General features: G+C 68.0%; 13 protein-coding genes. 2 read left to right on the top strand and 11 right to left on the bottom strand.

Annotated elements, in window-relative coordinates; all coding sequences use genetic code 11:
• Positions 1-70 precede the first annotated feature (70 nt).
• The 9 genes from A5673_RS03035 to A5673_RS02995 all read right to left on the bottom strand — a co-directional run bounded on the left by A5673_RS03035 (position 71) and on the right by A5673_RS02995 (position 8,706).
• Entirely contained in the window at positions 71-772 is a 702-nt protein-coding gene (locus A5673_RS03035) for a sensor domain-containing protein (RefSeq protein ID WP_068227026.1), read from the bottom strand.
• 337 nt (positions 773-1,109) lie between these two features.
• Positions 1,110-1,739, bottom strand: a complete 630-nt coding sequence (locus tag A5673_RS03030) for an RES family NAD+ phosphorylase (protein ID WP_068227025.1) — start codon at positions 1,737-1,739, stop codon at positions 1,110-1,112.
• Positions 1,736-2,236: an antitoxin Xre/MbcA/ParS toxin-binding domain-containing protein gene (locus tag A5673_RS03025; protein WP_068227024.1), complete on the bottom strand. Its 501-nt coding sequence runs from the start codon at positions 2,234-2,236 to the stop codon at positions 1,736-1,738. Before A5673_RS03025 ends, A5673_RS03030 begins: the two co-directional genes overlap by 4 nt.
• 122 nt (positions 2,237-2,358) lie before the next feature.
• Entirely contained in the window at positions 2,359-3,633 is a 1,275-nt protein-coding gene (locus A5673_RS03020) for a hypothetical protein (RefSeq protein ID WP_068227023.1), read from the bottom strand.
• Positions 3,634-3,656: 23 nt separating this feature from the next.
• Positions 3,657-4,415 (bottom strand): esterase, encoded by a 759-nt coding sequence (locus A5673_RS03015; RefSeq protein ID WP_082958517.1) that lies wholly within the window; start codon positions 4,413-4,415, stop codon positions 3,657-3,659.
• Positions 4,416-4,467: 52 nt separating this feature from the next.
• Complete coding sequence (locus A5673_RS03010; protein ID WP_068227022.1) at positions 4,468-5,130, bottom strand: hypothetical protein; 663 nt, start codon at positions 5,128-5,130, stop codon at positions 4,468-4,470.
• A gap of 39 nt (positions 5,131-5,169) precedes the next feature.
• A complete protein-coding gene (locus tag A5673_RS03005; RefSeq protein WP_068227021.1) occupies positions 5,170-6,087 on the bottom strand; it encodes a hypothetical protein in 918 nt (305 codons plus the stop codon).
• On the bottom strand, positions 6,087-7,520 hold the full coding sequence (locus A5673_RS03000) for an NHL repeat-containing protein (RefSeq protein WP_082958516.1): 1,434 nt from the start codon (positions 7,518-7,520) through the stop codon (positions 6,087-6,089). Before A5673_RS03000 ends, A5673_RS03005 begins: the two co-directional genes overlap by 1 nt.
• Position 7,521: 1 nt before the next feature.
• Positions 7,522-8,706: a hypothetical protein gene (locus A5673_RS02995; RefSeq protein ID WP_068227019.1), complete on the bottom strand. Its 1,185-nt coding sequence runs from the start codon at positions 8,704-8,706 to the stop codon at positions 7,522-7,524.
• A gap of 191 nt (positions 8,707-8,897) precedes the next feature.
• Between A5673_RS02995 and A5673_RS02990 the strand changes: the two genes are divergently transcribed.
• Together A5673_RS02990 and A5673_RS02985 are read left to right on the top strand one after the other, a co-directional pair.
• Positions 8,898-10,289, top strand: a complete 1,392-nt coding sequence (locus A5673_RS02990; protein WP_068227032.1) for a serine/threonine-protein kinase — start codon at positions 8,898-8,900, stop codon at positions 10,287-10,289.
• Between the two features lie 27 nt (positions 10,290-10,316).
• Positions 10,317-11,450 carry a BTAD domain-containing putative transcriptional regulator gene (locus A5673_RS02985; protein ID WP_068227018.1) on the top strand — a complete coding sequence of 378 codons (1,134 nt, stop codon included), beginning with the start codon at positions 10,317-10,319 and terminating at the stop codon, positions 11,448-11,450.
• 22 nt (positions 11,451-11,472) lie between these two features.
• On the opposite strand, the gene A5673_RS02980 is transcribed toward A5673_RS02985, so the two are convergent.
• Positions 11,473-12,390, bottom strand: coding sequence for a DMT family transporter (locus tag A5673_RS02980; protein ID WP_068227017.1), 918 nt, complete (start codon positions 12,388-12,390; stop codon positions 11,473-11,475).
• Positions 12,391-12,524: 134 nt separating this feature from the next.
• Entirely contained in the window at positions 12,525-13,394 is an 870-nt protein-coding gene (locus A5673_RS02975) for an oxidoreductase (protein WP_068227031.1), read from the bottom strand.
• Positions 13,395-13,571: the final 177 nt, after the last annotated feature.

Raw genomic sequence — 13,571 nt, 5'->3', positions numbered from 1 at the left:
TTCTGAGGATGCGGATCTGGTCACGCCGTTCGCCTACGGTCGAGCAGCAATCACGACCGGTACCAGGCGGTCACACCTCGACCGCGGACGCGATCTTGCTAACGACGTCGCCCGCCTGGTTGGCGGTGTCGAACCCACACCACAGCGTGTCGATGATGATGTTGTTCCGCACTCCCAGCGCACGCTGGCAGGCGAAGCCGTGGCCGTTGTCCAGGGTCTGCACCAGGCTCAGCGACGTGTCGGTCGCCGCCAGCCCGCCGAAAGTCCACTTGACCGCCGGGTCGCCGGGCTGGCTGAACGTCAGTGGCCGGTTGGCGCAGGCGGCCCACCGCGGTATGGCCTGGGTGAAGAATTGCTGCGCCACGTCGGCGTCGCGGAACCTGACCACCGCCTGCAGCAGTGCGTGCTTGCGCTGGCCGGCCGCGCGGGCGTTGTCGAGGAACTGTCCTTCCAGCGCAACCCAGCTGCTGTCGCGGTAGACGGCGGCCTCGACCGGCGAATAGGCATCCAGGCAGTTGCGATCCGAGACCTGGTCCTCGCTGTGCGACATCTCCGAAATCGGCCTGCGCAACACCATATTCGTGGTTTGCCCCACGGCGTCGACGTCACCGGCGGTCAACAGCAGGTGGTCCAGGCGCGTGTTGAGAATCCGCGGGGGCTGCCAATGCCCCAGGTCCGTGTCTGCCACCGGGCGCCCGGTGGCAGACACGGTGCAGCCGCTCAGCAGCAGGCACAGGGCCGTCGTCGCGAGGATGACGTGGCGCGCGCTCATGGTGGGGTCTCCTGTCCGGGCCATAGCCGACACAACACCGCAACCGCGGCCGGTATTCGCTGTGTCGGCTACGAGCCCAGCTAATGCCTTGAAGTTAACGCCCCGCAGCGGGTTCGGCGCTCAAGCACATTGTCGGCATGCCGTGCCGCGAGGCGTCGGTGGGCGGCTGTTCTCATAGGGGTTTCTAAGCCCGGTTAGGACGCTAGGACGAGCAAAACCGGTTGTGAAATGCCTTTTGCAAAACACCTATGTGTCCAAGGCATGAATTCCCGGGGCTCGTTTGTCTGAAATTGGCCTGTCTACTTCAGGGCGTTCTCCGTCGCGAGGCCGGCCCTACTTAGATTGGCGGGACGGGCAAGACCACAATGCCCGTCTGTTGTTCGAGCTCGTCGAGCAGGTCGACACGGTCCGGCAGATGGTCTGTGTTGAGTACCTCGAAGCCGGCGAGAGATTTTTTGGGGTCGGCGGGACCGAACAACGCGAGGCACCCTGCGGTGTGCGCGAGGTCATGCCTTGCCCAGTACCGAATCCCGCCAAAGCCGGCTTGCCGAAGAGCCGACGCCCACAGCTGGGTCAGCCCGTAGTCGATGGTGCTGAAGATCTCCGAGGTGACGCCGTACTGAATAGCCAGGTTCGAGGTCAGGTCGGCCACCCTAGCGCCCTTGTCGAGGCGCAAGCACGATGAGTCGCGTTCCGCTGCCTTGTAATTGGGCACTACCTGGAGGCCGCCCCACGTCTCCAGTAGCGTGACTACCTCCGATTCGGCCACGTAACAGGTGCCGTCGGGAGTGGCGAGGTCGAATCGTCCCGCGCCAGAACAACTGAACCAACGAGGCTCCTGCCCATGGCCGTGCGAGCGAAATACCTCAGAGCCCGGCGCGTAGTCCCGGACCGGAAACGCCGCCTTGAGCCGGGCGGGTGGCGGTGGTTTGGCGAGATGATCGACAGCCCGGGACGCCGGGCTCACCCGGCCAGCCGCGCCGCCGCCTGCTCGGCAAGCGTCGCGACCTGGTCACCCATCCCCGCTATCAACGCGTCCCGTGGCGTTCTGCCGCCGAGTTCCGGCTGCGGCGACATCAGCCACGATGCCGCGGCCCATCCAGGCGGATCGGACGGGGCCAACGCTTTGAGCACCTGCTTGATACCGGGCAGTGGGCGCGCCGGCGACTGATCGTCGAACCCCGCGAGCAGGTAGGCGTGATTGCCGTCGCTGTCGAGACGAAGGACGCGGTGGTCCCGCACCGCGTTGCTCAATGCCTGCTTGGTCCAGTTCGTCAAATCCAGCGCCTGGCTGTGGGTCAACAGCGGGCCGATGTGGCTTTCCCACGTGGTGCGCGTCTTGAGGCGGGTCACGAGGCTGCGGATGGCTACCTCCGCGTATTCGAGGTCGCTCTTGCCCAACGTGCTGTCGTCGATTCCCTGGTTGGCAAGTTCCCTGTCGAGCAAGGCGGGCAGTGCTGTCATATCGCTAGGTTAGTCGAGTAAACATGGTCAAGCAACATGATCGAATTATCGTCCAATCAGGCGTTCATATGCGGCTTAATCTGGCAATATATCGAGTCTACCAGGTCAACATAAACCCGTCGCTACTTCCGCGCCGGGAACACGAGCGCCTGCGTCACGCTGCCGCCATTGACCGCCGGCCCGAGCAAGGTGGTGAACGTGTTGGCCGCCGGGTCGTAGGCCAGCAGCGAAGTGCCGGGCCCGCAGCCTGCCTTGCCGACCAGGACCAGCTTGTCACCGCTCACGCCGTCGACCATCACGCTGTCGGACACGCCGGGCACCTTCACCCGCGTGGTGTGCCCGTCGGGCGTCAGCCGCGACAGGAACATGGTGCCGCACCCGCCGATCGACTGCAGGAACGTGCCGCTCGGTAACGGCCACGCGTCGGTGTCACCGAGGTCGCCGTCGAATCCGGCATCGCGCCCGGTTCCGGAGTTGACCGCGGTCAGCGCGGTCGGCGTGGTGCCGTCGACGGGCACTCGCCACAGTTGGCCGGTGTGCGAGTAACGGGCGGTGTCGGTGCAGTGGGCGAGGACCACCGTCGCCGGGGTCCACCACCGCACCGGCCGGCACGCGGTGAGGTCCCCTGGTACCGGCAATTCCTTCCCGGACGTACCTTCGCTGCCCATCAGGGCAAGGCCTTTGGTGGAGCCGACGACCAGTTGCGCGCCGTCGGGTGTCGGCAGAGGTCCCCCTTGATAGTCCGGCCCCACTGGATACGTCAGCTCCTGCTTGCCGGAGAGGTCGAACCGATGCAGCGAGGGCGGAGCCGGGTAGTGCCCCGTGCCGATCAGCACGGCCGTGCCGTCGGGGCGCGCGTAGCCGACGGGCCCGCCATCGACGACGGGGAACGCGGTCTGGTTGCCATTGCGAAGGTCGACGGAGATTGCCGTCTCGTCATGCACCGAGCCGGCTTTGGTCGCGTAGAAAAGCGCATGGGCCCCGTCGCCCGACCAGTCGACCAGCCGGGCTCCAGAGCCGGGCCCAAATGTGGTGATCGGGTAGCGTCCGCCGGCCGGGTCGACGAGGTACAGCGTGGTGCTGACCTTCTCCGCGTGGGGCTCGTTGGGGTCGCGTTTCTCGCCGGGTCGGTGGCTGATGGCCGGGCTCCACAGGGCCAGCATCCAACCCGGGCCGACCTGCGACCATGGGATGGTCTCGATCTTGGCCTCGACACCGTGGGCCGCCGGCTGCGCCTCGGCGGCCGAGCGGGCCGCCGGACCGTGCGCCGTGGTCGAACCGGTCGACGAGCACCCGGCGGCCAGCACCGCCGCCAGCGCGATGATGCCGAGCCGGCCGCGCCATGCTCCGGCTGACGCGGATCGCTTGCGTTGGGCTCGAATGGCTTTGACGTTCATGTTGATTCGTTTCCCTTCTCGGATTACGCCAGCATCGATGCGAGCTCGGTGCGGGGGACGGTGACTTTGTGTGGTCCGGCGTTGTCCTGTACCACCTGGTCCTGGCCGAAGAAGAAGATCACCGCGTCGTCGGTGATCCCGAAGTTTTGGTACTTCTCTTCGTCGAGGTCGGCGGACGGCGCGTGCAAATCGCGCCGAACGATCGGGTTGAGCACGTCGAGCGGGTGCGTCCCGGGCCTGAACAGCGTGCCGAAGGTGATCGGGGCGCGCTTGGTGAGGTCGAAGTTGAACGCCCGGAAGATGGTGTTCGGGTGGCCTTCGTGGGCCGCACCGGTGTCATTGTCGATCTTGAGCACCAGGCTTTGGGTGCCGGACCCCGGGGCTCCCGAACCATACGTCTTGGCGGTCACCGCGTATTGGTAGGGCCGGCCGCGACTCTGGCGCGGTCCAATCTCGGCGACCCAGTCGATGAAGTCGTCGCGATTTTGCTTCAGGAAGGCGACCACCGCCGGCATTTCCGGGTAGTCGAGGGGGAAACCCATGTCGATCGTGTACGTGGCGGTGGCGCTACGGGCGTGGCAAATTCCATCGGGTCCAATGCTTCCGTCGAGATCGGTGCACGACGATTGCCTTTGCGCCACAACCGATGTGGTCGACGACGGCGCGGGCCCCGCTTGGTGCCCGCCGCAGCCCGCCGCGCCGGCGATCACCGCCGCGGCCGCGATCGGAACCAGCGCGCCTTTCGTCACGGCCTCTTTGGCCGAAGCGATAGCTTTCATCATGTGTCTAAGGCTGTAGGGGAGGCCTTGCGTGATTCTTGCGTGAGTCTTGTGTCTAGTAAGGCGCCTGGACGCCGTCCCGCAGCATGCTCAGGTCTCCGCAGGTGATGGCGCCTGCGGTGGTCCATGCCGGGTCCTGAAGCGAAGTTACGGTGACCGTGTCGGAGCGGCCGATCGTGGCCGTCGCACCGTTCAGGTCGATCTCCGTGCGGCGCACCGTCATTAGCGGGTGGCCTTGGTCGTTGCGCAGCTGTAGCAAGCCGACCAGCTGACGCCCGTCGCCGAGGTCGCTGCAACCGACGCCGTCGCCGTTGCCCCTCCGGTGCCCCAGGTCAAACCGGAAGGACTCGCCCTGCCGATCGACAACCGGGGTGATCGTGCAGCCGGACACCGCGTAGAGGATCGCCTCCCGGCCGGTGTCGACGATGATCTGGTGATTACCGTCCTGCTGCGCGTCGATGAGCAGCGCCCGGCGTGGAAGGGGACTGGGGCTCTGTATCTTTGCCTCGCCGTAGCCCTGGGCGGTAGCGATGCCCACAGCCGTGTTGGTGATCCACATCGTGGCCGGCTTGCCGTAGGCCTCGCTGACGTCCTTGCTCGCCGCGCCGGGCGGCGGCCCGCCCGGCCCGCACCCCGCGTCGGCGGTTGCGGTGGGTGCGACGAGGACGCCGAACGACGCCATCGCGATGGCGAGTAGACCCGACAGCTTCGGATTCATTCTTGGTCTCCTGTTTGAGTGTGGTTGGGTTGCAACGCATCAGGCAACCGAGAGTTTGAGCACGTTGTGGTTGCCGACGTCGGTGACGTAGACGCTGCCCGCGGCGTCCACCGCCACACTTGCCGGCTGATTGAGGCCGGTGAACGGCAGCACGATCGGCTTGCCGGCCCCGGCCGCCAACTTGAGCACCTGCTTGCGCTCGGCGTCGAGCACGTACACGCCCCCGGCGGAGTCCACCGCCACGCCTGCGACGCTGCCAAGGTCGAACGGCAGCACCGTTTGGGTGTCCGCGTGCGCCGCCAGCTTCAGCACGCGTCTGAAGTCACCCGCGTACACGTTTCCGGCCGCGTCCACCGCCATTCCGCCGAGGCCGAGGATGTGAGCGAACGACAACACCGTCGGGGCGTGCGACCCCGCCTCGGCTTTCACCACGTGGACGGGCACGCAGCACCCACCGTCGGGGTACACCCCACCGCCGTCGACGCCGTAGGCGGTGCCGGCGGTGTCCACCGCTAGTACTTCGCCGCGCAAGCCGAGATCGGGCAACGGCAGCACGGTCTGGATGTCCGACCCGGCCGCCAGCTTCACCAATTGCTCTTTTGCGGCGTCGATGACCCACACGGCGCCCGCGGCGTCCGCCACCAGGCCGGCATGGGCAAACTGTGGCAACACCGTAGGGGTGTTCGATCCTGCCGCGAGCTTGATCACGCGGGTGGTCACGTGGGGGTGTCCAGCTTCGTCTTCGGAGTGATGAAGGTCGGCGACATACACGTTGCCCACGGCGTCCACCGCCAGATCGCGGGGACTTTCCAGGCCGGTGAAGGGCAGCACGCTTTGTCGGTGCGCCGGCGCCGGCATCGGTGCGATCGCCCGCGGCGACGATGGAGTGCCGCCGCATCCGCTGATGCCGAAGGCGCTGACCGCCAGTAGGACCAAGGCCGCGAATGTGCGCCGCATCAGCTCGCCGCCAACTTCACGACTTGGCCGAAGCCGCTGCGGTCGAGCACGTACACGTTGCCGGCTCCGTCCACCGCCACGGCGTTGGGCCCGTTGAGACCGGTGAACGGCAGTGCGGTCGCGTCATTCGCCCCGGCCGGCAACTTCAACACCTGCTTGTTCGATGTGTCGACGAGGTACAAATCACCGGCGGAGTCGACCGCAATGGGGCCGTCTTGACCGTCGACCGGCAGCACCGTCTGTTCCCGAGATCCGGTCGGCAGCTTGAGCATCCGTTTGTTGCTCGGATCCGAGACGAAGACATTGCCCGCCCCGTCCACCGCCACGCCGCCGGGCCACTTCAGGCCGGTGAACGGCAGGGCCGACTGTTCGTTGGATCCACCCACCAACTTGACGATCCGCACCTTGTTGTCGGTGACGTAAACGTCGCCGCGGCCGTCCACCGCGACGTTGCGGGGATTCTCCAGGCCCGTAAACGGCAGCACCGCTTGCTCATTCGATCCGGCCGGCAGTTTGAGCACCCGGTTGTTGGCCGCATCGGTGACGAACACATCGCCGCCGCTGTCCACCGCGACACCGGCGGGTCTGTTCAGGCCCGTGAACGGCAACACCGTCTGTTCGCTCGACCCCGTCGCCAACTTCAGCACCCGGTCATTCCATGAGTCGGTGAGGTAGACATTGCCGGCCGCGTCCACCGCAATGTTGCTCGGATTGGTGAGGCCGGTGAAAGGCAACACGGATTGGCGGGCAGTCGGCCCATTCGACGGGGTCGTCGGGGCGTGCGACACGGTGAACGGCAGGTCCGCCTTGCCGATCTGGACCACGAGGGGCTTGGGGGTGACGGCCACCGCCTTCACACCGCCCCTGCCGTCGGTCATCGAGGCGTCGAGCGCGATCCGGTAGCGCAGCTTCACGGCCTTGCCCTTCGGCATTTCCTGTACGTTCTCGTACGCCGTGACGTAGTCCATTCCCGTGCCGATGGACGGATAGTCGAGCTCGATCCAGGCGTTCGCGGCCGGGTCGAAGCGCTCGACCGTGCCCTCAGTGATTCCCAAACCGTTTGTCGCGCAACTGCAGCGCTCCAGCACCAGCACTACGCCGACCTCGGGGTAGGCGACCGGCGAGTCGTTGCACAGTGTCACGTCGACCTCCACCGGCGGGTCACCCGGCTTGACCGTCCCCGACGGGATGCCGCTCAGCGCGACGGAGATCCTGCCGGCGGCCGGCACCGGTCCCAAAGGCTCGGCGCTGGGCATCGGCGCGGACGACGGGTTGGTCTCGCAACGCGTCGCCGGGTTGCCGATGGCGGTCGTGGCCGGCCCCGCGTCGGGTGCGCTCGTCGAGCATGCACCGGCGGAAATCGTTGCCGCGACGGCGGCCACCACCACCAAGAAACGCTTGGCAAAACGTTGGGGGCGTGCAGTTTTCGTCATGTCACTTCTTTCGTCCCTGGTAGGGAACCGCGCTGATGACGCCGCCGCCGTTGACCGAGGGGCCGAGCAGCACGGTTGACGTGCCGGCCGCGGGGTTGTAGTCGATGAGTGACTGGCCGCTGCCGCAGCCGGCCCTCGATTTCAGTTGGAGGTCGCCACCATTGGCGCCGACCACGACGACGCTGTCGCTCGTCACGCCGGGCACCGAGACCCGTGATGTCGTGCCGTCGCCGTTGAGCTTGGCGAGGAAGACGACGCCGCATGCGCCGGCGGCCTGCAGGAAGGTTCCGCTCGGCAGCTGCCACGCGTTGAGGTCGCCGTAATCGGGGCTGTGCTGCCCGTTGTTCGGCGCGGTGAGGGCGGTCGGTGCGCCGCCGTCGATGGGCACCAGCCACAGCTGGGACCCGGCGGAGCTGTCGCCGCAGCGGGTGAGGGCGATTTTGGCCTCCTTGTCCCACCACCGCGTCGGCGCGCAGTCCTTCTGCCCGGCGACCGGCAACGCCCTGCCGACCGCCCCGTCGTTGCCCATGAGAGCCAGGCCGGAGGCCGTGCCCAGGACCAGCCGCGCGCCATCCGGCGTGGAAAGGTACCCCTCGAAGTCCGGCCCCACCGGGTACGTCAGCTGATGGTTGCCGGCGAGGTCGACCCGTTCGAGCGAACCGGGTTGCGAGCCCTTCCAGTTGTGCAGCAGCACCGCCTTGCCGTCGGGGCGCGTGTAGCGCGGCTTGTCGTCGGTGCGTTCGACGGTGAACGACGTCTTCGTCCCGCTGCGCAGGTCGACCTCCGTGAGGACCGTCTGGCCCTTGCCATTCCTGGCGAACAGGGCGCGGGTCCCGTCGCCCGACCAGTCGACCAGGCCGGTGGGCGAGCCGTCGCCCGGCGGCGGGAAGGTGGTGATCGGGTAGCGGCCGCCCGCCGGGTCGACCAGGTACAGCGTCGTGGTGGCCGTCTGCCAGGTCGGTGCGCCGGGGGGCGGTGTTTCGCCGGTGTGCAAGCCGGGAGCCGGGCTCCACATGGCGAGCACCCACCCGGGCCCGACCTGCGACCAGGGAACGGCCCCGAGCGGGGCCTCGACGCCGTGGGCCGCCATCGGCTGAGGACTCTCGGGCTCGGCGGATGCCGTGGGCGCAAGGGCGATCGTCGCCATGGCCAACAGCGCGAACGTCGCGCGGGGGGTGGTGGTCATATCGGGCTCCTGTGAACGTGTCCGGGCCTTGCCACCCGGTCACGCAAAGCCTCCGGCGGAAACCTTGCGCGTTTCTTGCGCGAATCTTGCGCGGGGTCCCGGCCGCGCCGTGCGGCTTTGCGGCAAACAGGTGCGTTGCCGGCCACCAGGGGAGATACTGCGTCGGTAACCGAGGAATCGAGGCGGTGGCGGTGGACTCGCGCGTCGGCACGACGTTCGGCAAGTACGACATCACGCGCCAGCTCGGCAAGGGCGGCGGCGGCGTCGTGTACGAGGCCTACGACACCGCCAAGGGGCGGACCGTCGCGCTCAAGGTGCTGGCCGAAGAGTTCTCCACCAACACCACGTTCCGGACCAGGTTCCAGCGTGAGTCCCAGGCGGCGGCGACGCTGCAGGAACCGCACGTCATCCCCATCCACGACTGGGGCGAGGTCGACGGCAGCCTCTACATCGACATGCGCCTCGTGCGGGGACGGACCCTTCTGGACGTCATCGCGGAGGGACCGCTGGCGCCCGCACGGGCGGTGAACATCATCAGCCAGGTCGCCGCTGCCCTGGACGCGGCACACGCCGAAGGGTTGATCCATCGCGACGTCAAGCCGCAGAACATCCTCGTGACCCCGGCCGATTTCGTGTATCTCGTCGACTTCGGCATCGCCCAGGCCAAGGCCGACCCCCGGCTGACGACCGTGGGCACTCAGATCGGCACATTGAATTACATGGCACCGGAACGTTTTAACGCCAAGGTGACGACACCCGCCGTCGATGTCTACTCCTTGGCGTGCGTGCTGTACGAGTCGCTGACCGGGGACGCCCCCTTCGCCGGGGACAGTCTGGAGCACCTCGTCGCGGCGCACCTCGCCGTGCCGCCCCCGCGCCCGAGCGCGGCGAATGCCCGGATTCCGGCCGCGCTCGACGAAGTCGTGACCCGAGGCATGGCCAAAGACCCCGAGGACCGGTATGCAACGGCGGGTGGCCTCGCCCGCGCCGCGCAACGGGCGCTGGGCGGGGACGACCTGACCGACGCCATGAGGTCAACAGTCGGTCCGGATGGCACCCGGCCGTTGTCGGTCGGCGCGCGCGTCGCAGCGCAGCCTCGCGACCGACGGCGGCGGAGGTGGGTGCTGCCGGCGGCGATCGCGGGCGCAGCGACCCTGGTGCTGGCGGGCACCGCCGTGGTGATCGCCACCCTGGCGCATAGGCCGGCCGGGCGGGAGCAGTCCCCGCCCGCGCGCGGCGTGGCGCCCCCGCTGATCACCGGACCCGACTTGAGCAGCCTGCACCAATCCTGCGATCAGGGCTACTCGTTGCCGACGGCCACGGGCTTCGGCGCCCACGCCGGGCGCGGAACCCCGGAAACCTCATGCCTTTTCGCCAACAGCGTGCTGACGTCGTATTGGGGCGAATACGGCAACGCCAGCCCGCTGCCGCGGGCGGTCTCGGCGCCGGGTGCCGTGGACTGCAAGACGGTCCCCGGCGCGTTGTGCAACGGGTCAAACTTCCTGGTCCACTGCCAGCAGCATCCCGGGGACAGCTGGATCACCTGCATCGGTGGCAACAACGCGCGCGTATACCTCTGGTGAAGTCCGAGTTGAAGGGATTGTTGCCCGATGGCCTACAGCGCTATCCGGTTTGGGGTGTTGGGACCGTTGCAGATGAGCGCCGGTGGCGCGGACCTGCCGCTGGGGCCGGCAAAGCAGCGTGCCGTGCTGGCCACCCTGCTGATCAATCGGAATCGCGCCGTCCCGATCGACTCGCTGATCGACGCCGCATGGCAGCAGAGCCCGCCGCCCGAGGCCCGGGCGAGCCTGCACGCGCACGTGTCCCGGCTTCGCCGCCTGGTGGGCGGCGCGGGCGCGGATGCCGCCGCCGTTCTGGTCAGCGCCCAACCGGGCTATCGGCTCAACGTGCCAGACGAGGCTTGCGATTTCGGCCGTTTCGGCATCGAACGAAGAGCCGGAATTCAGGCCGCCGCCGTGGGTCGGTTCGAGGCGGCCAGCGGCCACCTGTCAACGGCGTTGGCCGAGTGGCGCGGCCCGGTGCTCGAGGATTTGCGTGACTTCGGATTCGTGGAGACCTTCGCCGCCGCGCTGAACGAGGACAAGCTGGTGACGCTGACAGCGCGGGCCGAGGCCGAGATAGCCTGCGGGCGATCGCATTCCGTGATCGGCGAGCTCGAAGCCCTAGTCGCGGGGCACCCCTACCGAGAACCGTTGTGGGCGCAATTGATAACGGCCTATTACCTGGCCGAGCGTCAATACGACGCGCTGGATGCCTACGGTCGGCTGAAGACGACGCTCGCCGACGATCTGGGCATCGATCCCGGGCCCACGTTGCGGGGTCTTCATCAGCGCATCCTTCGGCAGGAGGCGCTGGACGTCCAAAACGCCGCCCGCGCAACGGCGAAGCGCGCCGCCGCGACCCTGCGCCGGCCCGCCGACGGCTCCCGCGAGTCCGCCGTCGCGCACCTGCGCGACGCCGCCGGGCGACGCCATCCGCTGCGCGGACAAACCGCCAGGATCGGTCGCCTCTCCGACAACGACGTCGTCATCGACGACGACACCGTCAGCCGCTACCACGCGGTGATCGTCGACACTCAGAACAGCTTTGTCATCACAGATCTGCAGTCGGCCAACGGGGTCGAGGTGGCGGGACAGCGGATTCGTATCAGCGCGACGCTGGCCGACGGCGACCGCATCTGCATCTGCGGTCACGAGTTCACCTTCGAGATCCGCGAGAGCTGACGAGGCCGCGCCGCATCCCCAGTCAGGCTTGCGTGGCCGCCTTGGGCAGGGCGGGGACCTTCACGTCACGCCCGGCGCCGGCGGCCATCGTGGCCGCCTCCCCGCGAGCCAGGCCCACCGTCGCGGCGATCACCACCGCGAACGCCACCCCCAGCACAAACCACTGCGTGCCGTCCGCGTTCAGGGTCTCGCCGAGCACGGCGACTCCGAGGATCCCGGCCACCACCGGCTTTGCGACGATGATCGTCGGCAGCGAGGCGGTCAGCGCGCCCGCGCGATAGGCCGACTGATGGAAGATCATTCCGGCCACCCCGGCGGCCACCCACGCATACAGCGCGGGCGTGTGCCACAAATGGCCCGGGTTGTGTTCGATGATGTCGACGACGCCCTTCATCAGCACCGAGAACACCGCCAGCAACGATCCGGCCACCGCTGCCAGCAACAGCGCCGCAGCCGGCCGGTCCGCCCAGATCCGAGCGCCTAACAGACCCAGCAACAGCGGCGGCCCCATCACCACGGCCACCACCAGCCACGCTCCCAGCGCGCCGCGCTCATGACCGCCCGCGGGCTGCCCAACAGCGATCATGACCGCCAGCGCGATGGCCAGCACCAGCGCCCACAGCCACTCGGCGCGGGTCACCGGATGACCCGTCACGCGCGCGTAGATCGGCAACGCGAACAGCAGTGCGGTCACTTGCAGCGACATGACCAACAACACCGAGCCCTTGTCGAGCGCTGCGGCAAGCAGGCAGTAGCTGGAGATGTCTCCCAGACCGCCCAGCCACCAGCGGGTGTCGCGCAACAACATGCCGAACAGGGTCAGGTGGCCGACCGGCTTGTCAGTCACTTCCTGCGCCGACCGCTGCCGGATCACGTTGCCGACCGCGGCTGCCAGCGCGGCCAACAAAGCCAGCAGCACCGCCACATCAGTCGTCGACATGGGATGACCTCCTCGCTCACGCGCCTGTTTGCGGCGTTGCGTTGCGCTGTTAGCTGGGTTGGTTCAGCGACCGGTTATTCATCCAATCTAACCGCGACTCGCGAAGCCGGCCCGTCGGGCCGATCGGCGGCTGCTCAGAGCGGGAATTTCGTCGCCGTGAGCTGTTCGGACAGATCCCAGAGCGCGCCGGCTGTGGCCGCGCGCTTGGCCGGCCAATTTCGCCAGGTCGGCTGGGCGCGGCCATACAGGCCGAAGCGTGGACCGATGAACGTGTCGCCCGGTAGGTCCTGCGATGCCGCGTACAGCGTCTGCCGGGCGCCGAAGTCCGCGTCGGTGGACACCAGCCGGTCGGCGGCCAGCACCGCCGCGTCGCCAAACTTCCGGCCCGAGTTGCCTTGCAGGTTCGTGTGCGACCAGCCGGGATGGGCGGCCAGCGCGCGCACCGAAGAACCGGCGGCATGCAAGCGCCGCTGCAGCTCGCTGGTGAACAAGAGGTTGGCCAGCTTCGACTGGCCGTAGGCCAGCCAGGCCGAATACCGCCGGGACTGCCAGTTGAGGTCCTTGAGGCTGATGAATCCGATGTGGTGCAGCAGCGAGGACACCGTGACGACGCGGTCGGTCAGCCGGGGCAACAACAGGTTGGTCAGCGCGAAGTGCCCGAGGTGGTTGGTGCCGATCTGGCCCTCGAAGCCGTCGGCGGTGACCGCGTGGTTGGTGGCCATGATGCCGGCGTTGTTGACGAGGACGTCGACCTTCTCGGTGTCGTCGGCGAAGCGGCGCACCGAGGTCAGGTCCTGCAGGTCGAGCCGGCGCACCTCGATGTCGCCGGCCATGCGCGCCGCCGCCGCCTCGCCCTTGTCTAGATCGCGCACGGCGAGGACGACGTGGGCTCCGACGCGGGCCAGTTCACGGGCGGTCACCTCGCCCAGGCCGCCGTTGGCGCCGGTGACGATCGCGGTGCGTCCGGCGAACGACGGCAGGTCCGCGGCGGTCCATCCAGGCATGGCTGCCACCCTAGCTTTGAAATCGGCACCGCTGGCAACGGGCGCAAAACCGCTGCACAACAGCCCAATACGACCCTGCGGTCGGGCGGCGCGGTCCGGCGCGGCGCGGTTCTTGCGCGCTTGCGGATTGACGATGACGCCGAGATACATCCCCCGAACGATACCCGCGCTGCCTAG

Source organism: Mycobacterium sp. E3198, assembly GCF_001667015.1.
GTDB lineage: Bacteria > Actinomycetota > Actinomycetes > Mycobacteriales > Mycobacteriaceae > Mycobacterium.
This window is presented reverse-complemented; position numbering and strand designations above follow the sequence as displayed.

What these genes read in the sequence shown, in the direction of transcription:
- A5673_RS02980 (WP_068227017.1), bottom strand. Translation starts at nt 12,390, where the DNA reads ATGTCGACGACTGATGTGGCGGTGCTGCTGGCTTTGTTGGCCGCGCTG.
- A5673_RS03000 (WP_082958516.1), bottom strand. Translation starts at nt 7,520, where the DNA reads ATGACGAAAACTGCACGCCCCCAACGTTTTGCCAAGCGTTTCTTGGTG.
- A5673_RS03035 (WP_068227026.1), bottom strand. Translation starts at nt 772, where the DNA reads ATGAGCGCGCGCCACGTCATCCTCGCGACGACGGCCCTGTGCCTGCTG.
- A5673_RS02985 (WP_068227018.1), top strand. Translation starts at nt 10,317, where the DNA reads ATGGCCTACAGCGCTATCCGGTTTGGGGTGTTGGGACCGTTGCAGATG.
- A5673_RS03005 (WP_068227021.1), bottom strand. Translation starts at nt 6,087, where the DNA reads ATGCGGCGCACATTCGCGGCCTTGGTCCTACTGGCGGTCAGCGCCTTC.
- A5673_RS02995 (WP_068227019.1), bottom strand. Translation starts at nt 8,706, where the DNA reads ATGACCACCACCCCCCGCGCGACGTTCGCGCTGTTGGCCATGGCGACG.
- A5673_RS03025 (WP_068227024.1), bottom strand. Translation starts at nt 2,236, where the DNA reads ATGACAGCACTGCCCGCCTTGCTCGACAGGGAACTTGCCAACCAGGGA.
- A5673_RS03020 (WP_068227023.1), bottom strand. Translation starts at nt 3,633, where the DNA reads ATGAACGTCAAAGCCATTCGAGCCCAACGCAAGCGATCCGCGTCAGCC.
- A5673_RS02975 (WP_068227031.1), bottom strand. Translation starts at nt 13,394, where the DNA reads ATGCCTGGATGGACCGCCGCGGACCTGCCGTCGTTCGCCGGACGCACC.
- A5673_RS03010 (WP_068227022.1), bottom strand. Translation starts at nt 5,130, where the DNA reads ATGAATCCGAAGCTGTCGGGTCTACTCGCCATCGCGATGGCGTCGTTC.
- A5673_RS03015 (WP_082958517.1), bottom strand. Translation starts at nt 4,415, where the DNA reads ATGATGAAAGCTATCGCTTCGGCCAAAGAGGCCGTGACGAAAGGCGCG.